Here is a 20,101-nt window from a genome sequence, read left to right on the forward strand (position 1 = left end):
TTACTCGATGACACACCGTCTTCGCGAGCAGGCTCGCTCCCACAGGGGATTTGTATTGATGGCTAGATCTCGATCAGGGCGCCCAGCTCGCGTTCCAGCTCTTGCGGATCGGCCAGGTTCAGCTCTATCACCCGCCGCAACCGCTGGATCGATTCCAGGCTGATGTGTCGGCAGACAAAGCCCAAGTGTCCATGATCGTTGTGGGTCAGATGCACATCCATTTCGATTTCGACGTCCGGGCTCAGATGGATACTGACGAAAAAGTCTTGCGCTGCATCGCCCAGCCACGGCTCCGGCCGTTCAATCAGCAACCCTTTCAGCGACAGATCAATCAATTTGACCGGCCAGATGTACTCGCCCTGACTCAGCTCGGTTCTGGCATCGAACGCAATACGTTTGAAGCGACGACGGTTGGCTGGGTGCTCGCTCATGGCGCAATCCTCATGAAGGTTCGCTGACTATAGACCGCGAATGCGGGCGCCAGCCAATCGCTAAAGCGTCTAGACCAACGTCGGGGTATGGCCTTTGGCGCCGTAAGCGCTAAACTCGGGGTGGCTGTCTTTCTTGTCCACCCTGGCTGGAATAATAAAATGAAAAATAATAATAGCCTGCTACGCCACTTACCCTGGCTAGTGCTGGCAATCGTAGGAGCGTGCGCCCTCGGCGTAGTGGCCTTGCGCCGCGGCGAGGCGATCAACGCCTTGTGGATCGTGGTCGCTGCCGTGGCCATTTATCTGGTTGCGTACCGTTACTACAGTCTGTTCATCGCTAACAATGTGATGCAACTGGACCCGCGTCGGGCCACCCCCGCCGTGCTCAACAACGACGGTCTGGACTATGTGCCGACCAACAAACACATTCTTTTCGGTCACCACTTCGCAGCGATAGCGGGCGCCGGACCTCTGGTCGGTCCGGTATTGGCAGCGCAGATGGGTTATCTGCCCGGTACGCTGTGGCTGATAGCCGGTGTGGTGCTGGCGGGCGCGGTGCAGGACTTTATGGTTCTGTTCATGTCGACCCGGCGCAACGGCCGTTCCCTCGGTGACATGGTGCGTGAAGAAATGGGCCGCATTCCCGGCACCATTGCACTGTTCGGCTGCTTCCTGATCATGATCATCATCCTCGCGGTGCTGGCGCTGATCGTCGTCAAGGCGCTGGCGGAGAGCCCGTGGGGCATCTTCACCGTGATGGCGACCATCCCGATCGCGATGTTCATGGGCATTTACATGCGCTACATCCGCCCGGGCCGCATTGGCGAAATCTCCGTGGTCGGCGTGTTGCTGCTGCTCGGTTCGATCTGGCTCGGCGGGCAGATTGCCGCTGATCCGGTGTGGGCCAAGGCGTTCACCTTCACCGGCGTGCAGATTACCTGGATGCTGGTCGGTTACGGTTTCGTCGCGGCATCGCTGCCGGTCTGGCTGATTCTGGCGCCGCGTGACTATCTGTCCACGTTCCTCAAGATCGGCACCATCATCGCCCTGGCGATCGGTATTCTGGTAACCATGCCCGAGCTGAAAATGCCGGCGCTGACCCAGTTCGTCGACGGCACCGGCCCTGTGTGGAAGGGCGGTCTGTTCCCGTTCCTGTTCATCACCATCGCCTGCGGTGCGGTTTCCGGCTTCCACGCGCTGATTTCTTCGGGCACCACGCCGAAGCTGCTGGATAACGAAACCAACGCCCGTTATATCGGTTACGGCGGCATGCTGATGGAGTCATTCGTGGCGATCATGGCTATGGTTGCCGCTTCGGTGATCGAGCCAGGTGTGTACTTCGCCATGAACAGCCCTGCCGCCGTGGTTGGCAGTGATGTCGCTTCGGTTGCGCAAGTGGTTTCCAGCTGGGGCTTTGCGATTACGCCGGAAGCGCTGCAAGCGGTAGCGCACGACATTGGCGAAACCACTATTCTGGCCCGTGCCGGCGGTGCGCCGACCCTGGCGGTTGGTATCGCGCAGATTCTGCACAGTGTCCTGCCGGGTGAAAACACCATGGCGTTCTGGTACCACTTCGCGATCCTGTTCGAAGCGCTGTTCATCCTGACCGCAGTCGACGCCGGTACCCGTGCCGGACGTTTCATGCTGCAGGATCTGCTCGGCTCTTTCGTGCCGGCACTGAGACGTACTGAATCGTGGACCGCCAACCTGATCGCCACCGCCGGCTGTGTGGCGATGTGGGGCTGGTTGCTCTACCAAGGCGTGATCGATCCACTGGGCGGCATCAACACCCTGTGGCCACTGTTCGGTATCTCCAACCAGATGCTGGCCGGTATCGCACTGATGCTCGGCACCGTGGTGCTGATCAAAATGAAACGTCAGCGCTACATTTGGGTCACCCTGTTGCCAGCGGCCTGGCTACTGATCTGCACCACGACTGCAGGCTTCATCAAGCTGTTCGATGCCAACCCGGCGATCGGCTTCCTGTCGCTGGCCAAGAAGTACAGCGATGCGCTGGCCAACGGTCAGGTGCTGGCACCGGCAAAAAGCGTCGAGCAGATGCAGCATGTGATCTTCAACGCCTACACCAACGCAACGCTTACCGCGCTGTTCCTGTTCGTGGTCTTCAGCATCCTGTTCTATGCGCTCAAGGTCGGCATCGCCGCCTGGGGCAAAAAAGAGCGTACGGATAAAGAATCGCCATTCCAGGCCCTGCCGGACGCGTAACCAGAGGATTGCACCATGTTCAATGACCTGAGTCGCCTCGGTAAATACCTCGGTCAGGCCGCGCGCCTGATGGTCGGCATGCCCGACTACGACACCTACGTCGAGCATATGCAAACCAAGCACCCGGACAAACCGGTGATGAGCTACGAGATGTTCTTTCGCGAACGTCAGGAAGCCCGTTACGGTGGCAAGGGTGGGCCGAAGTGCTGTTGAGCTGACAGCGCAAAGGTTGAGGTAATCCCTGTGGGAGCGAGCCTGCTCGCGAATACGGAGTGTCAGTTGATGAATAATTTGACTGGCATACCGCTTTCGCGAGCAGGCTCGCTCCCACAGTTGTTTTTGTGTTGTTCATTCATTTTGTGAAGGAGAAAGCGTTTGTCCTCTCCCATTCCGGTAACGGTACTCAGCGGTTTCCTCGGCGCCGGCAAGACCACTTTGCTGCGCCATATCTTGAAAGCCGAGCACGGCCTGAAAATCGCCGTGATCGAAAACGAATTCAGCGACGCCGGCATCGACACTCAGTTGTTGGGTGACGAGCCGGTGCAAGTCATGACTCTGGCCAACGGCTGCGTCTGCTGCACCATTCACACTGATCTGACCAAAGCCTTGTACCTGCTGCTCGAACGACTGGACAGCGGCGAGATCGCCTTCGACCGTCTGGTGATCGAATGCACCGGTCTGGCCGATCCGGCCCCGGTGGCGCAGACTTTTTTCATCGACGAAGAACTGCGTGAGCGTTACCTGCTCGACGGCATCATCACCCTGGTCGATGCGGCGCACGCGGATGTGCACCTGACCCAGACCATTGCCCAGGCGCAGATTGGTTTTGCCGATCGCTTGCTGGTGAGCAAAACCGATCTGGTCGACGCAGCCACGTTCAACGCACTGAGCGAACGCCTGACGCGGATCAATCGCCGGGCACCAGTCCGTGTGGTTGATCACGGCAACATCGATCTGGCAGAACTGCTGGATGTGCGCGGCTTCAACCTCAATGCTGATCTTGGCGGCGGTTTGAGCCTGCGCCCGGTGAGCAAGGCGCCGTCGATTGATCGCATTTCCAGTCTGGTGCTGCGTACCGATCAACCGCTGGATATCGATCAGCTCAGCGAATTCATGAATGAATTGCTGGAAGAACACGGCAAACAACTGCTGCGCTACAAAGGCGTGCTGAACATTGCTGGGGAAGATCGGCGCTTGGTGTTTCAGGGCGTGTTAAAGCTTTATGGTTTCGACTGGGACACCGAATGGGCCGAGGGTGAGGCGCGGGAAAGCGTGATTGTGTTTATTGCTGATGATTTGCCGGAAGAGAAGATTCGGGCGGGGTTTGCCAGAGTGGTTTCTGCCTGAATCTTGGTTGTCAGTGATGGCCTCTTCGCGAGCAGGCTCGCTCCCACAGTGGACCGCATTTCTCTGGAAGGAATACGGTCTCCTGTGGGAGCGAGCCTGCTCGCGAAGGCGATTTAACCGACAGCACAATGCTCAAGGTCTGAACCCAGCAGCGTCTGTTCAAGATGATCCAGATGCTGATTCATCAGCATTCCGGCCTTGGAAGCATCTCGTCGCTCCACGGCCTCAACCAGCGCCAAATGCTCCCGCCACGCGCAACAGCTGTGCGTCTGCGACGAACTTCGCGCAATCGCCAATGAGGTCGACGGCACCAGACCGCTCAAAAAATGCGCCAACGGTGTATTTCCCGCCATCTGCGCCAAGTGCAAATGAAACTCCCCGGACAAGCGAATTGCTGCGCCGCGACGATCCTGCTCGACGGCCTCACGCTCGCGCTCGATCAATCCGCGCAGGCGTTTCAAGTCTTCTGCTTGCGGGCGCTGACACGCCAGACGCACCAACGTGCTTTCGGCCAGCCGCCGCGCATGCAGTGTCTGTCGTGTCTGCTCCCGATCAGGTGCGGCCACACGCGGGCGATGGTTGGCACGCAACACAATGACTTGCTCAAGCGACAACTGCGTCAGCACCCGCCGCACATCAGCGCGGCTGACACAGAACATCTCTTTCAAACTGTCTTCGGTGAAGCGGCTGTCGGGATTGATGCGCTGTTCGAGAATCGCATCCAACAGTCGCGGATAAAGATCCTCCACCGGCGCCCGCAGCCGGGAAAAGGGCAGGGGCGCGGCGCTCGGCCCGGCGTGCGAGGGTGACGCGAAACTGTTCATGGCCTGTCTCCAATAGGGATCAGCGACTCAAGTTGTCTTCCGGAATATTCAGCTCAATGCCCATGCGCTGACCTTCACGCAGAATGTGCCGACGCATTTCGGCGCTGGCCTGGGCGCTGTTCTTGCTGCGGATCGCGCGCACTACGGCTTCGTTTTCTTCAAGGCGTTCGGCGAGGTGTTCCGGGGAATTGCGTAGCACCTCGGCGCTCTGCTTGAGGGCATTGCTGGTTTGCTGCACGACACTCTGGAAAATCGGGTTCGAGGTCAGCGTGAACAGCTCTTCGTGGAAGGCGATGTAGGCGTTGACGCCGGCCTCGCTGTCGCTGGCTTCAAGGGCTTCGCGCATGTCCATCAAAGTCAGGCGCAATTGACCGACTTCCTTGCTGCTGATCGATTGCGCGACCAGGCCGACGATGAATGGCTCAAGGGTGTAACGCAGTTGCAGCACGTCTTCGAGGCTGGCCCCGGCGACCGCGCTGTCGTGGCTCTGGCTATCGCCGATGTGCGCGTCGAGCACGACCACGCCTTTGCCCGGCATCGAGCGGACGAGGCCGAGGGTTTCCAGGACGATCACCGCTTCTCGCAGGCTCGGGCGGCTGATGCCCAGTTGTTCGGCCAGTTCACGCTGGCCCGGCAGCATGTCGCCGGAGCGCCACTGACCACGGGCCAAAGCGGCCCGCAGTTTTTCTACCACTGAGTTGACGACGGTTGATGTAGTGATCACGTATTCGCTCCATGAGCCGTGCCTGCGGAGGGGCAGGCACGGCGGTCATTCAGAATTCTTTGGCCGCCGCATGGGCGACCGGTTTTCTCGGCTGAAAGCTATAGCCCTGCTCACCGTTGAGCACCTTGTTCGCCCGCTGTACGTCGATGTCCTTTTCCCAGCGCGCGATGGCCACAGTGGCGACGCAGTTGCCGATCAGGTTGGTCAGCGCCCGGCCGATGCCCATGAACCAGTCCACCGCCAGCACCAACACCAGACCGACCACCGGGATCGCCGGAATCGCCGTCAATGTTGCCGCCAGAATCACCAGCGCCGAACCCGGAATCCCGTGAGCACCTTTGGAGGTAATCAGCGACACCAGCAGAATCGTCAGCAGGTCAGTCATGGCCAGCGGCGTGCCGGTGGCGTTGGCAATGAAGACGATGGCCAGGGTCAGGTAGATCGAGAAACCGTCGAGGTTGAACGAGTAGCCGGTCGGAATCACCAGACCCACGGTCGAGCTGCCGATGCCCAGGTGCTCAAGTTTGCGCATGATCTGCGGCAGCACCGCGTCGGACGACGCCGTACCCATTACGATCAACAGTTCTTCACGCAGGTACTTGAGCAGCGGCCACATACGCAGGCCGGAGGCGCGCATCACCAGACCGAGAATCACGCTGACGAAGGCGATACAGGTCAGATAGAACAAACCGACCAGACTGCCCAGGTGCTGCAGCGAATCGAGGCCGTATTTGCTGGTGGTGAAGGCGATGGCGCCGAACACGCCGATCGGCGCCAGACGCACGATCATGCCCATGATGCGGAAGATCACATGGCTCAGTTCGTTGATCAGTCGGGAGATCCCGGACGCCGCTTCACCGACCAGATTCAACGCGCTGCCGAACAGCACCGAGAACAGCAGCACCTGCAGGATGTTGTTGTCGGCGAAGGCGCCGATCACCGATGTCGGGATCAGGTCCATCAGGAACTGCGTGGTGGTGTGCATGTGCTGGCCGCGCTGGGCGATGTCGCCCATATTAGCGGCGGACAGCTGCTCCAAATGGATGTTCGCGCCGCTGCCAATGCCGGTACTGAAGGCGAACACCAGGCCGATCACCAGCGCGATGGTGGTCAACACTTCGAAGTAGATCACCGATTTGAGGCCGATGCGCCCGACCTTCTTCAGATCGCCCGCGCCGCTGATGCCGCTGACCACCACGCAGAACACGATGAGGCCAATAAGCATCTTGATCAGTTTGATGAAGCCGTCGCCGAGCGGTTTGAGCTGGGCCGAGTATTCAGGAAGAGTCAGCCCGCAGACGATGCCGAGCATCAGTCCGAGAACCACTTGGAGGAAGATTGAACGCGAGCACCATCTGAGCATGGGAGGAATCCTGGTCGGTGTCCTGGCTGCCGTGCGCGGGGCGCATCAGATTCAGGACTTAATTATTGTGGTCTTACCGGTATGTCCAGTGCAGGCGCAGTCTAGGCGCTGGTTTTCCATGATCGCAAGTGAAAAGTGACGAATTGGCATGACCGGTCTGACCAGTTGAGCGGCAAGTCCCATTCTTGAGCGGTTCAGGCGTTTGAAAAAATCCGGACGAAAAAAAACCGGCCAATCACTTGGCCGGTTTTCATGCTGCGGGTTTAACGTCGCATCAAGCGCCGTACACCGGCAGTTTCTTGCAGATGGCTTTGACTTTCTCACGAACGGCGTCGATCACCGCTTCGTTGTTCAGGTCAGCCAGGATGTCGCAGATCCAGCCGGCCAGCTCTTTGCACTCGGCTTGCTTGAAGCCGCGAGTGGTCACAGCCGGAGTACCGAAGCGCAGGCCGGAAGTGACGAACGGCGAGCGTGGATCGTTTGGCACGGAGTTCTTGTTCACGGTGATGAACGCTTTGCCCAGAGCGGCGTCAGCGTCTTTACCGGAGATGTCCTGCTTGATCAGCGACAGCAGGAACAGGTGGTTCTTGGTGCCACCGGAAACGACGTCGAAACCGCGCTCGATGAACACTTCGGCCATGGCCTGGGCGTTCAGCACCACTTGTTCCTGGTAAGCCTTGAACTCTGGCTGCAGCGCTTCCTTGAAGCAGATCGCTTTAGCGGCGATCACGTGCTCCAGCGGGCCACCCTGGGCGCCCGGGAATACCGCGGAGTTCAGCTTCTTCTCGATGTCGGCGTTGGCGCGAGCCAGGATCAGGCCGCCACGTGGACCGCGCAGGGTCTTGTGCGTGGTGGTGGTCACGACGTCAGCGAAAGGTACCGGGTTCGGGTAAACACCAGCGGCAACCAGACCGGCCACGTGAGCCATGTCGACGAACAGGTAAGCACCAACCTTGTCAGCGATGGCGCGGAAGCGTGGGAAATCCAGAATCTGCGAGTAGGCAGAGAAACCGGCGACGATCATTTTCGGCTTGTGCTCAACCGCCAGACGCTCGACTTCGTCGTAGTCGATCAGGCCGTTGGCGTCGATGCCGTATTGAACCGCGTTGTACAGTTTGCCCGAGGAGGAAACGCTGGCGCCGTGGGTCAGGTGACCGCCGTGGGCCAGGCTCATGCCCAGAATGGTGTCGCCACCTTGCAGCAGGGCCAGGTAAACGGCGGCGTTGGCTTGCGAACCGGCGTGCGGCTGAACGTTGGCGTAATCGGCGCCGAACAGCTCTTTGGCGCGGTCGATGGCCAGTTGTTCAACGATGTCGACGTACTCGCAACCACCGTAGTAACGCTTGCCTGGGTAGCCTTCAGCGTACTTGTTGGTCAGGACCGAGCCTTGAGCTTCCATCACCGCTGGGCTGGTGTAGTTTTCCGAAGCGATCAGCTCAATGTGTTCTTCCTGGCGCTGAGCTTCTTGCTCCATGGCGGCAAAAAGGTCGGCGTCGTACTTGGCAATAGTCAAATCACGGCTGAACATGGCGGTCCTCAAGGATCGGGGGCAGAAAAGGGGGGCATTCTAACCCAATGGGTTTTGGATGGCATATGAAACGACATCATGTCGCAGACAAGTGGCGTTCATGACAGATGTGCGGTGCCTTTGAAGGCCCCTTCGCGAGCAGGCTCGCTCCCACAGTAACCGAGGTGCTCTGCGATTTTCTGACCGACATCAATCCCATGTGGGAGCGAGCTTGCTCGCGAATGCCGCGCCGCCGATCTTCAGTCGAACATGAACAGCGCATCATTGCTGAACTGCGCCTCAAACCGGCTAGCCGGCATCGGCCGCCCGAACAGATAGCCCTGAACCTCGTCGCAACCATGCTCACGCAGGAAGTCCAGCTGTTCATGGGTTTCCACGCCTTCGGCGATCACCGCCAGATTCAGGCTGTGCGCCATGGCAATGATCGCCCGGGCAATCTGCGCGTCCTGCTCGCCGGACGGCAAACCGTCGACAAACGTGCGGTCGATTTTCAGCACGTCGATCGGGAATTGCTTGAGGTAGTTCAGCGACGAGTAACCGGTGCCGAAGTCGTCGACCGCGATGCTCAGGCCAAGGTTTTTCAGCCCGGCGAGAATCTGCATCGCTTCGCTGACTTCGCGCATCAGGATACTTTCGGTCAGTTCCAGTTCCAGGCACGCCGGCGGCAGGCCGGTTTCGCGCAGGATCGTGGCGATCCGCGTGCCGAGCTGGCCATCGGAGAACTGCCGCGCGGAAATGTTCACCGAGACCTTCGGTACACGCACGCGGTTCTGGTGCCAGGTCTTCAACTGGCGGCAAGCCTCGCTGATCACCCAGTCGCCAACGTCCACCACCAGACCGAGTTCTTCCAGCACCGGAATGAAATCCCCCGGCGGCACCAGTCCGCGACGCGGATGACGCCAGCGCAACAGCGCTTCGGCGCCGGTCAGGCGTTTGCCGTCGCCGCTGAACTGCGGCTGGTAATACAGGACGAATTCGTTCTGCTCCAAGGCATGGCGCAAGTCGCTTTCCAGTTCCAGACGCTCCAGCGCACTGGCGTTCATGTCGGCCTGATAGAACTGGAAGTTGTTCTTGCCGCGCTCCTTGGCGTGGTACATCGCCGTGTCGGCGTTCTTCATCAACTGGCTGAGTTCGTTGCCGTCCTGCGGACTCAGGGCGATGCCGATACTGGCAGTGACGAAGAACTCGCGGCCTTCCAGCACGAACGGTCGGACCAGGCTGCCAAGGATCTGCTCGGCGACATGAATCGCCCGGTTCAGCGCCAGTTCGCGGCTCGAGCGATGTTGCAGCAGCAGCGTGAACTCGTCGCCGCCCATGCGCGCCACGGTGTCGTCATCGTCGACGCAAGCCAGCAAACGCGTGGCCATGTCTTTCAACATGCGGTCGCCGGCGGCGTGGCCGAGGGAGTCATTGATCGGTTTGAAGCGGTCGAGGTCAAGGAACATCAGCACCACCCACGACTTCTGCCGCTCGGCCGATTGCAGCGCGGTGTGCAGGCGATCCTGGAACAGCGTGCGGTTCGGCAAGTGGGTCAGGGCGTCGTAGTAGGCGAGGCGGTGAATCCGCTGCTCGCTGGCCTTGCGTTCGCTGATGTCGCTGAAGAAACACACGTAACTGGCCAGGTCGCCTTCGTCGTCGAGCACCGCGGTGATGCCGACCCATGCCGGGTAGTGCTCGCCATTACGGCGCTTCATCCAGACTTCGCCTTCCCACGTGTTGTGCTCGTGCAGTTGTTTGAGCACGTAGCGCAAGTGCGCGTCCTGTTGCTCGTCAACGGTGAGCATGTTCGGCAACTGGTCGAGCACTTCGCCCACGGCGTAACCACTGACGCGACTGAAGGCTTCGTTGGCCTGAACGATGTAACCGGCCGGGTCGGTGATCAGGATCGCCGACGTGGAATGCTCGAATACTGTCGCCGCCATGCGCAGGTCTTTTTCGGCGCGGCGCTGCTGGCTGATGTCGCGGCCGACACCGAGCACGCCTTCGAACGCGCCGTGCTCATCCCATACCAGCACCAGGCGCAGCTCGATCGGGATCTTGCGGCCATCGGCACGCAGGCAGTCGAACAGGAACAATTGCGTCTGTACCTGACGGCGCAAAATCGCCAGTTGTTCGGGGTTGTCCAGCGCCTTGCTGACCCGGTCCATCAGCGTATGGATGCCGCTCAGTTGCTGCGGGTTGGCGATGGTCGATTGCCAGCCGTTCTGGAAAATCCACTCGGCGTCGTAACCCAGCACCGCCTGCACCGACGGGCTGACGTAGTTCAGCGAGAGCTTGCTGTCGGTGGAGAAGATCACGTCGCTGATGCTTTCGGCGAGCATGCGGTAGCGCTGTTCGCTGTCACGCAGCGATTCGCTGGCTTCGATCTGTTCGGTGATGTCCTTGGCCACGCCGATGATCCGCGTGACTTGATCGTGCTTGTCGCGCGCCAGGGCCTGTTCGCGAATGTCGAAACGCCGCCATTTGCCGTCGCGATGGCGGAAGCGCAACTGGCATTGCAACAACTGGCTGTAACCGGCGTGGCGCTGCAACTGGCGCGAGCGGTGGTAGTAATCGGCGTCTTCCGGGTGCAGGAGAATTTCCCAGAAGTACTCGCCCATCTGGTGCAATTCGGTGCGGTTGTAGCCCAGGGTCTGGCCGAGGTGGTGGTTGCTGAAAATCATCCGCTGGCTGATCACATCCTGCACATACAGGTGATCCGGCACGGTGCGCACCACGTCCGACCAGAAACCTTCGCGTTCAAGCAATGACAACTCGATCAGCTTGCGGCTGGTGATGTCGTTGATGCTGAGGATCACCGCTTTGTAGTCGTGCTGCTCGGTCGGCAGGCGCAACACCATCCACAGGTGCTGGTCGCGGCCATTGATGTCCGGCAGTTTGATTTCCAGTTCCAGCTGCTTTTGTTGCTGCAGCACGGCATCGAGTACTTGATTGCCGATTGCGCAATGGCGGTGCGGATGGCCGTCGATCAGCAATTGCCAGGCGTGCTCGCAGGAATTGACATTGAGCAGTTGCAGCGCCACCTGGTTGACCTCGGTGACGCGCAGTTCCTGCAGCAACTGTTGGCGCTGCTGCGGTTGGTCGAGCCAGGCCTTGAGCTGGTCGCTGGTCTGGATCTGCGCCTTGTCGAAGACTTGCTTCAGACCCGACAGATCGAGCACGCACAGCGCAACCCCGGTGCCTTCGAAAATGTCCTGATAGCGTCGGCGTCCCTCATGTAACTGGCGTTGGCGGCGGCGCATGTTCAGCAGCGCGATCACCGGCAGCATCGAGAATGCCAGGCCCAACAGGCATTTACCGATAAACGCTGGCAGCAGTTCTTCGAGCACGCGTTGGCGGTCAAACAGCCCACGCAACTGCCAATCGCTGCTGCTCAGCGGCACAGTCAGTACGGTGTTGGCCAGGTCGTCCGGAGTCAGTACGCCGGGTTTGGCCGACGGCAGCGCTTCGTCGCGGCTGATGATCTGATGGTTGACGCGGTTTTCCACCAGCCACAGCGGACGTAAACCGATATCACCCTGTTTGGTCAGCGAATCGAAGAATGTCGGTGTCAGGCGCAATGCCCAGTAGCCGCGCGTGCTGCCGCTGGCCTGATGCAACAACAGATGCACCACCGAGCCGTCATCGGCGTTGCTGAAATAATGCGCCTGGGCGTGACTGCGGCGGACCAGTTCAGTGAGGTAGTCGGCGTCGTGGCTGTCGACGGCGCTGTCGCTGATGATTCGCCCGGAAGGGCTGAGCAACGCCATGCTGCGCAGATCGGGCAGCGACTGCTGGAGCTTGCGCAGCAGCGCCTGCTGTTCGTCGGCTGATTGCGGTTGTTCGACGATCGGTAGCAGATTGAGGGCGATTTGTGCGTTCAGCGCCATGTTCAGGCTGACCTGCGAGGCGAGGTCGGCGGTGTAGTCGATGGTGTACTGACGCTGGTTTTTCTGGGTTTCGCGCAGTTGATCGAGCAGTTGCCAGAACAGCAACGCCAGCAACAAAAGCACGAGCGTCGCCAGCGCACCCTTTAATGTACCGCGCAGGGACGAGCCGGGCGCCGGTGGGGTGCTGCTCACAGAAGCTGGCGGAGTGACATTGGACAAGCTGTAATCCTGCGGTTTGGCTGGACTGGCGCGACGTGCACTATAAGCCGGACGCCCAAAGGGCGGCTAGCATGCCTTGAGTCGTGGCGAAGTGCCAGCCCCGCGCGGCTGGACTGCCTTTCATCATTAAGGTAGCTTTGCCGGTTACGCGGGAGCCAAGACACTGTTAAAACTACTGCGCTCGGAAATACTGCGTTGAAAACAGGCTCGGACTGCTCATTTACAACCCGTAAACTCCGCGTCCTCGCCTGTTTTCGCCTTGTCTTTCCTTCGCTCGTTACGTTTTAACAGCGTCTGGTCCAGCTCCTAGACTCAGACTTTTTCAGCGCGCACGCATTGATAACCATCAAGTGAACGACGCGCATGGTCTGGCCGGGCATCGCCTGCGCTGCAATCATTCATCTGTCACTGACCCAAGGTTCTCCATGGCTCAATACGTCTTCACCATGCATCGGCTGGGCAAAGTTGTTCCGCCGAAGCGGGAAATTCTCAAAAACATTTCGCTGTCCTTCTTCCCCGGCGCCAAGATCGGCGTACTCGGCCTCAACGGTTCGGGTAAGTCCACGCTGCTGAAAATCATGGCTGGCGTCGACACCGAGTTCGAGGGCGAGGCCCGTCCGATGCCGGAACTGAACATCGGTTATCTGCCGCAAGAGCCGCAACTTGACCCAACCAAAACCGTGCGTGAAGTGGTCGAGGAAGCGGTCAGCGTGATCAAGAACGCCCAGGCTCGCCTGGACGAGGTCTACGCGGCTTACGCTGAAGAAGATGCCGACTTCGACAAACTGGCTGCCGAACAGGCCAAGCTCGAAGCGATCCTGCAAGCCAGCGACGGTCATAACCTTGATCGCCAACTGGAAGTCGCCGCCGACGCACTGCGTCTGCCTGCATGGGACGCCAAGGTCGAATTCCTCTCTGGTGGCGAAAAACGTCGCGTGGCCCTGTGCCGTCTGCTGCTGTCCGCTCCGGACATGCTGCTGCTCGACGAACCAACCAACCACTTGGACGCCGATTCGGTTGCGTGGCTGGAGCACTTCCTGCACGACTTCCCGGGCACCGTGGTAGCGATCACGCACGACCGTTACTTCCTCGACAACGTCGCTGGCTGGATTCTCGAACTCGACCGCGGCGCGGGCATTCCGTACGAAGGCAACTACTCGGGCTGGCTCGAAGCCAAGTCCGATCGTCTGGCCGCCGAATCCAAGCAGCAGTCGGCCCACGAAAAAGCCATGAAGGAAGAACTGGAGTGGGTGCGCAAAGGCGCGAAGGCCCGCCAGTCGAAATCCAAGGCACGTCTGCAACGCTTCGAAGAAATGCAATCGCAGGAATTCCAGAAGCGCAGCGAAACCAACGAGATCTACATCCCGGCCGGTCCACGCCTGGGCGACAAGGTCATCGAATTCAAGAACGTCACCAAGGGCTACGGCGATCGCGTGCTGATCGACAACCTGTCGTTCTCGATGCCGAAAGGCGCCATCGTTGGTGTGATCGGTGGTAACGGTGCCGGTAAGTCGACCCTGTTCCGCATGCTGATGGGCAAGGAAACACCGGATTCGGGCAGCATCGAAGTCGGCGAAACCGTGCAACTGGCCTGCGTCGATCAGAGCCGCGATGACCTCGATGGCAGCAAGACTGTGTTCCAGCAGATCTCCGACGGTTCCGACCAGATCCGCATCGGCAACTACGAGATCCCGTCGCGTACTTACGTCGGTCGCTTCAACTTCAAGGGCGGCGATCAGCAGAAGTTCGTCAAGGACCTCTCCGGTGGTGAACGCGGTCGTCTGCACCTGGCGCTGACCCTGAAGGAGGGCGGTAACGTCCTGCTGCTCGACGAACCGTCCAACGACCTCGACGTTGAAACCCTGCGTTCCCTGGAAGAAGCCTTGCTGGACTTCCCGGGCGCCGCCATTGTGATCTCTCACGATCGGTGGTTCCTTGACCGCGTGGCAACGCACATCCTGGCGTACGAAGACGATTCGCAAGCGATCTTCTTCGAAGGCAACTACACCGAGTACGAAGCTGATCGTAAAAAGCGTCTCGGCGAAGCAGCTGCCCAGCCACACCGGGTACGTCACAAGAAACTGGCCTGATTCAGGTTGGTTACATGAAAAAGCGGAGCCTTCGGGCTCCGTTTTTTTTGCCCGGTTTTTGTCAGCGGGACCGAGGCGATCCCTTCGCGAGCAGGCTCGCTCCCACATTTGAAATGCATTCCCCTGTGGGAGCGAGCCTGCTCGCGAAAGCGCTATAACTGCTGGTGCATTTCTTGAATCCAGACTCCCCATTCAGGTGCGGAATCACCTCGAAAATCCTTCGAATTTATATCCTGTGCACCATTTAATTTCATAACTGCGACATTTTGCTCTGTTCCAGTGCGCAATTCGTTTGTTACAGTCCGGCCCAATCTCCTCCAACGACAATAAATTTGCCGAGACTTTTGCCATGATCGAATCCGTCGAATCCTTCCTTGCCCGCTTGAAAAAACGCGACCCGGATCAACCCGAATTCCACCAGGCCGTCGAAGAAGTCCTGCGCAGTCTGTGGCCGTTTCTCGAAGCCAATCCGCATTACCTGACCTCGGGAATTCTGGAGCGCATTTGCGAGCCGGAGCGCGCGGTGGTGTTCCGCGTGTCGTGGGTCGACGATCAGGGCAAGGTCCAGGTCAATCGCGGTTTCCGCATCCAGATGAACAGCGCCATCGGTCCGTACAAGGGTGGTTTGCGCTTTCACCCGTCGGTGAACCTGGGCGTGCTGAAATTCCTCGCCTTCGAACAGACCTTCAAGAATTCCCTGACCTCGTTGCCCATGGGCGGTGGCAAGGGCGGTTCCGACTTCGATCCGAAGGGCAAGAGCGACGCCGAAGTCATGCGCTTCTGCCAGGCGTTCATGAGCGAGTTGTATCGCCATATTGGTGCCGACGTTGACGTGCCGGCTGGTGACATCGGTGTCGGTGCGCGCGAGATCGGTTTCCTGTTCGGCCAGTACAAACGCCTGAGCAACCAGTTCACCAGCGTTTTGACCGGCAAAGGCATGACCTACGGCGGCAGCCTGATTCGTCCGGAAGCCACCGGTTTCGGCTGCGTGTACTTCGCCGAAGAAATGCTCAAGCGTCGCGAGCAGACCGTTGAAGGCAAGCGCGTGGCGATTTCCGGCTCCGGTAACGTTGCGCAATACGCCGCGCGCAAAGTCATGGACCTGGGCGGCAAGGTGATTTCGCTGTCCGACTCCGAGGGCACGCTGTATTGCGAGGCCGGGTTGAGCGAAGAGCAGTGGCTGGCGTTGCTGGAATTGAAAAACGTCAAACGCGGACGCATCAGCGAACTGGCGGCAGCGTTCGGTCTGGAATTCCGCGCCGGGCAATTGCCGTGGTCGCTGCCGTGCGACATCGCGCTGCCGTGCGCTACGCAGAATGAGCTCGACGCTGAAGCCGCACACGCGTTGTTGCGCAATGGCTGCGTGTGCGTAGCTGAGGGCGCGAACATGCCGACTACGCTCGAGGCTGTGGATATCTTTATCGAGGCCGGGATTCTGTTTGCCCCGGGCAAAGCGTCCAACGCTGGTGGCGTGGCAGTGAGCGGTCTGGAGATGTCGCAGAACGCCATGCGCCTGCTGTGGACAGCGGGCGAGGTGGACAGCAAGTTGCACGCGATCATGCAGTCGATCCATCACGCTTGCGTGCATTACGGCGAAGAGAACGGCCGGATCAACTACGTCAAAGGCGCGAACATTGCCGGTTTCGTCAAAGTCGCCGACGCGATGCTGGCGCAAGGTGTGGTTTAAGCCGGTTCGATGCGGATCACTTCAATCACCTGATCGCCGGCGGGGCGCTGCCACAGCACCTCGTCGTTGAGTCGGGCACCGAGCAGGGCGCGGCCCAGCGGTGAGCCCCAATTGATCAGGCCTTTGCTGGCATCGGCCTGATCTTCGCCGACCAGTTGCACCCGGCGTTCGGTGTCGTGTTCGTCGGCGTAGGTCACCCGACTGCCGATCTGCACCTTGTCGGTGGAGGTCGCGGCAACCGCGACTTGTGCGCTGCTCAGGCGTTGATTGAAATAACGCAGATCCCGTTCCAGGTCCGCCAGGCGTTGCTTGTCGGCCTGCTCACCTTTGGCCGATTGTTCGGCATGCAGGGTTTGCAGTTCGGCGACTTTCGCCTGCAACTGCGCCAGCCCTTGCGGCGTGACGTAATTGGGCTGCGTGCTGACCTGGCGTTCGACCGGCTGATCGGCTTGCGCGGCGGCGTTGTCTTCGTTGACGAATGCGCGGCTCATGATGTCCTCCTCGTATGAGGTTTGGGCCATGCTCGCAGGCATTTGGTTTCACTGGATGTCTGGAAGCGACCTATGGCGAGCGATAGGCCCGCCCGGCGTCTTGATCCTTCTGTTGCTGCCAGGCGCGCTCGCGTTCGTCCCAGTGTTCGTTGCGATACTCTTCGCGGCCCTTGTTTTCCAGCATCGCCTGACATTGGCGAAAGCCGTCGGTCCAGCCTTCGGCGTATTGCTTGTCCTTGAGATAGCGCGGCACGTTCTTGCGAAACTCGCCGCTGATCGAACCGGCCGCCTGGCGACCGCTGACACAACCATCATCGAAGCCGTCGGCGAAGGCCGGTGGATAACCCTTGGCGATCAAATCTTCATGGGTGGACTGGCAACCGCCCAGCAACAGCACAACACCCAGCAAACCCGCACACCGCCACATCGCACTCTCCCGCGCCGGTTGTCCGGCTTATGGGGAAAGTCTAGAAGGGGATTCATGACACGGCTGTCGAAGCCCCGTGAAAAATCCATTAACACCACAAAACCAAATGTGGGAGCGAGCCTGCTCGCGAATGCAATCGGTTATTCAACAAAGATGCTGACTGACCCAACGCTTTCGCGAGCAGGCTCGCTCCCACAGGGTGGAATTTGTCGGGCTTCAGATCAGTAGTGATACCACTTCACTTCAAGCATCACTTCCGTTTCCGGCGTGGCAAGGTGGCTGAACTCACGCTGCGCACTCAGGCGCAAACCCAGATTGCGCGACAATTCCCACTGCTGGTTCAGACTCAGACTGCGGCGCACTTCGCCATTGAAGAAGTAATCCCCCTTGGCCTCCAGGCTCAGATTGCCCAGCGGGTTTTTCCACAACACGCCGGTATTGAAACCGCCGGCCGGAGAAACAAATTCGGCGAAGTCATTGTTGTGCTCAACGCGCACGGTACCGAGGGCAAAGCCCAGCACATCGTCACCCAACGCCCAAGTGCCGCCACCACCACCATTCACATGGCTGACCAACGTCTCGTCATCATGCTTGCCCGGTACCCGCTCAAGACCGCCAGTGACTTGCCATGACAGTGGCTGCAGCAGCTCATTGCGCGGTGTCAGCGAACGAATCGTCGCCAGATCCAGTTGCTGGAACTGCCAGTGATTGCCCTCGTACTGACGCAGCTTCATCTGCAGGATTTCAATCTGCGCGCCGAGCGGGAAGCTTTCGGCGTTGTCATTCAGGTCGTGATAAGCCATGCGCAAGCCGTATTCGCCGAACGCACGATCACCACGGGTGCCGAGACCGGCCTGCCAGGTGCGTGATTCGTGACCGTCTTCAGGCAGGCCCGGTTGCGGAATTTCCAGCTCGGGTGCGGGGTTCTTGTTGATCGCCCGCAGCAGCTCAAAACTGCGCTGCGCCCGTTGCGGATCACGTTCCTGACCGTTGGCGCGGTAGCGCTCCAGACGATACGCCGCGTCGATGATCAGCGCCTGACGGTCGCGGGGCAGGGCTTTGAAGGCTGGATCCTGCAGCACTTGCTGATCGGCGCTGACTTTCAGCACCCATTGCTGTTCTTCATCACTGAGCGGCTCGGCACGGCTGAGCAATTCACGCTCGCGCGATGGCCGGTATTCGATACTTTCCACCAGCCCGGCTTCCTTCACCGCTTTGACGGTATCGGTGGGAATCGCGGTCAATGGGAATTGTTCGGTCAGGCGCAGACTTGGCCGTGCGACCTGCAGCAACTCAAGCAGACGATACGAGCAGTTTTCGTCGAAGAAGAAATAGTCGAACTGAATCTGCTTCAACTCCCACACATGCTCGACCATGCGCGCGGTTTCTTCCTGGGTCAGATTCAGTCGGTATTCCCACAGATCGCGGTTTTCCAGGCTGCGGTATTCGGAAAGTTTCTCCTGATACGGCACCAGCGCGAACAACCCGGGATAACCGCCCATCAAGCCTTTCCAGGCGTAGAGAATGCTGTTGTCCGAACCTTCGATGTAGGCGCCGAAGTTGATCGCGTAACTGAGCAGCGACGTCTTGTCGGCCTGCACATCGGCCTGATCGATACGCAGCAAGGTGTGGCCGAACATCGATGACGGACTGTTCAAATAAGCCGCCGGGAAGATCATCACCGCGCTGTGCGGCGAGACGTCCTTGAACCATTTCTTGTACTCGGCGCACTCGGGCGTCGGCAGATCGGTGAGATTTAGCTGCGCTCTCAGCCAGCGAGTGCGCGCCGGATAAACACATTGCGCATGTTGCTCGCCGAGACTGGCCGGGGCGTACAGCGCTTGCACGGTGGCCGCCAGTTCATGATCGGGATGTTCGTTGCCATCGGGCGCGAGAAAGAATTTCTTGTCGCTGACATAGCTGCGCCAGCCGCCAAGCTTGGCGGTTTCGTAGTGACCGAGGGAAATCCAGAAGCGGTCGTTGGCCAGTTGCTGCAAACGTTGAGGGTCGATGGTTGGCGCGGCGGACAGCGGGGCGCAGACACAGAGCGCCAGCCAGGCAAGGCGTTTGAGCATAGTCGGCAACTTGAACAGGAAAGAAATAAAGACCCAAGGAGGGCGGGCCGAAAAAATAAAACCCGCTTCCCGAAAGAAGCGGGTGGGGTCGAGCTTAAGCCTGTGTGGCGTACTTGGCCAGACGAGGATCGGCTTTCAGAACAGCGATGGTGTTGGTATGCACGTCTTCAGCGGTCACGTCAGCCTTGCTGAAGATCTGCTGGAAGTGCTCGTGAGTCACGGCAGCGAAGTGCGCACGGTCTTCCGGCGCCACGCCCAGTACCACGGCGTAAGTCGTCAGCGCTTCGCCGTTGCCTTTGGCCATGTCTTCGGACAGCTCGTTCATCATGCCATTCATGGCAAACCAGGATTTGCCGCCGTAGGTCAGCGATGCATTGGTCGAGCAACCGTTGGTGCCGGACGTCATCCCGAAGGTGGCGTTACCGGAAGTGCCGTTGGTGGTGGAAGCGAGGAAGTGCGCCGGGGTGCCACGCTGACCTTCGAACAGCATGTTGCCCCAACCGCAATCCGGGCCGCCTGGAGCTTGCGCCATTGCGTTGATGGATACAGCGGTGAAGAGAGTACCGAGAAGAATCCGTTTCATAGCTTTTTTCTCTTTGTGTGCATACCAATGGACAGGGTTCTGGCCCCCCAAGCTCTGTACGAAACAGACCCAAACGAAGCCAGTGGGCCGGTATTAGTTCCAGCCGCGCAGTTTGGAGTTTAGGCACGTTCCTGCGGTTCCGTAATTTTTTACAAAAGATTCGGTAATGACCCCGGTTTCAGGGGGGCTGCTGTGCAGAGGCGCGGTTGTCTATGCT

General features: G+C 59.5%; 15 protein-coding genes. 5 read left to right on the forward strand and 10 right to left on the reverse strand.

What is annotated here, in order from left to right; all coding sequences use genetic code 11:
* Positions 1–62 precede the first annotated feature (62 nt).
* Positions 63–431 carry a PilZ domain-containing protein gene (locus tag L8H52_RS10585; protein ID WP_242206995.1) on the reverse strand — a complete coding sequence of 123 codons (369 nt, stop codon included), beginning with the start codon at positions 429–431 and terminating at the stop codon, positions 63–65.
* Positions 432–590: 159 nt separating this feature from the next.
* Here L8H52_RS10585 and L8H52_RS10590 point away from each other — a divergent pair, with 159 nt between their 5' ends.
* The 3 genes from L8H52_RS10590 (at position 591) to yjiA (ending at position 4,004) form a co-directional block, all read left to right on the forward strand.
* Positions 591–2,657: a carbon starvation CstA family protein gene (locus L8H52_RS10590; RefSeq protein ID WP_242206996.1), complete on the forward strand. Its 2,067-nt coding sequence runs from the start codon at positions 591–593 to the stop codon at positions 2,655–2,657.
* Positions 2,658–2,672: 15 nt separating this feature from the next.
* The gene (locus L8H52_RS10595; protein ID WP_003228401.1) at positions 2,673–2,870 is read left to right on the forward strand and encodes a YbdD/YjiX family protein; all 198 of its coding nucleotides are present in this window, start codon (positions 2,673–2,675) and stop codon (positions 2,868–2,870) included.
* 162 nt (positions 2,871–3,032) lie between these two features.
* Positions 3,033–4,004 (forward strand): GTPase, encoded by a 972-nt coding sequence (gene yjiA / locus L8H52_RS10600; RefSeq protein WP_242206997.1) that lies wholly within the window; start codon positions 3,033–3,035, stop codon positions 4,002–4,004.
* Between the two features lie 113 nt (positions 4,005–4,117).
* Here the strand turns inward: yjiA and L8H52_RS10605 are convergent, their stop codons facing one another.
* The 5 genes from L8H52_RS10605 to morA all read right to left on the reverse strand — a co-directional run bounded on the left by L8H52_RS10605 (position 4,118) and on the right by morA (position 12,531).
* Positions 4,118–4,828 carry a GntR family transcriptional regulator gene (locus L8H52_RS10605; RefSeq protein WP_242206998.1) on the reverse strand — a complete coding sequence of 237 codons (711 nt, stop codon included), beginning with the start codon at positions 4,826–4,828 and terminating at the stop codon, positions 4,118–4,120.
* A gap of 19 nt (positions 4,829–4,847) precedes the next feature.
* Positions 4,848–5,552, reverse strand: coding sequence for a FadR/GntR family transcriptional regulator (locus L8H52_RS10610; protein ID WP_242206999.1), 705 nt, complete (start codon positions 5,550–5,552; stop codon positions 4,848–4,850).
* A 49-nt stretch (positions 5,553–5,601) separates the two neighbouring features.
* Positions 5,602–6,915, reverse strand: a complete 1,314-nt coding sequence (locus tag L8H52_RS10615; protein WP_242207000.1) for a C4-dicarboxylate transporter DctA — start codon at positions 6,913–6,915, stop codon at positions 5,602–5,604.
* A gap of 274 nt (positions 6,916–7,189) precedes the next feature.
* Complete coding sequence (glyA, locus tag L8H52_RS10620) at positions 7,190–8,443, reverse strand: serine hydroxymethyltransferase (protein WP_007909785.1); 1,254 nt, start codon at positions 8,441–8,443, stop codon at positions 7,190–7,192.
* A gap of 239 nt (positions 8,444–8,682) precedes the next feature.
* On the reverse strand, positions 8,683–12,531 hold the full coding sequence (morA, locus tag L8H52_RS10625; RefSeq protein WP_242207001.1) for a cyclic di-GMP receptor MorA: 3,849 nt from the start codon (positions 12,529–12,531) through the stop codon (positions 8,683–8,685).
* 425 nt (positions 12,532–12,956) lie between these two features.
* Here morA and ettA point away from each other — a divergent pair, with 425 nt between their 5' ends.
* Both ettA and gdhA read left to right on the forward strand, forming a co-directional pair.
* Positions 12,957–14,621, forward strand: a complete 1,665-nt coding sequence (gene ettA, locus L8H52_RS10630; RefSeq protein ID WP_064118743.1) for an energy-dependent translational throttle protein EttA — start codon at positions 12,957–12,959, stop codon at positions 14,619–14,621.
* A gap of 349 nt (positions 14,622–14,970) precedes the next feature.
* Complete coding sequence (gene gdhA / locus L8H52_RS10635; RefSeq protein WP_242207002.1) at positions 14,971–16,308, forward strand: NADP-specific glutamate dehydrogenase; 1,338 nt, start codon at positions 14,971–14,973, stop codon at positions 16,306–16,308.
* On the opposite strand, the gene L8H52_RS10640 is transcribed toward gdhA, so the two are convergent.
* The 4 genes from L8H52_RS10640 to L8H52_RS10655 form a co-directional block, all read right to left on the reverse strand.
* A complete protein-coding gene (locus tag L8H52_RS10640; protein WP_242207003.1) occupies positions 16,305–16,799 on the reverse strand; it encodes a GreA/GreB family elongation factor in 495 nt (164 codons plus the stop codon). The genes gdhA and L8H52_RS10640 overlap by 4 nt on opposite strands.
* A gap of 70 nt (positions 16,800–16,869) precedes the next feature.
* The gene (locus L8H52_RS10645) at positions 16,870–17,226 is read right to left on the reverse strand and encodes a hypothetical protein (protein ID WP_242207004.1); all 357 of its coding nucleotides are present in this window, start codon (positions 17,224–17,226) and stop codon (positions 16,870–16,872) included.
* Between the two features lie 221 nt (positions 17,227–17,447).
* Positions 17,448–19,301: a DUF4105 domain-containing protein gene (locus tag L8H52_RS10650; protein ID WP_242207005.1), complete on the reverse strand. Its 1,854-nt coding sequence runs from the start codon at positions 19,299–19,301 to the stop codon at positions 17,448–17,450.
* 94 nt (positions 19,302–19,395) lie between these two features.
* Positions 19,396–19,884, reverse strand: coding sequence for a DUF3015 domain-containing protein (locus L8H52_RS10655; protein ID WP_242207006.1), 489 nt, complete (start codon positions 19,882–19,884; stop codon positions 19,396–19,398).
* Positions 19,885–20,101 lie beyond the last annotated feature (217 nt).

The sequence above is a fragment of the Pseudomonas sp. CROZ-RG-20F-R04-15 genome (assembly GCF_022662375.1).
Taxonomy (GTDB): domain Bacteria; phylum Pseudomonadota; class Gammaproteobacteria; order Pseudomonadales; family Pseudomonadaceae; genus Aquipseudomonas.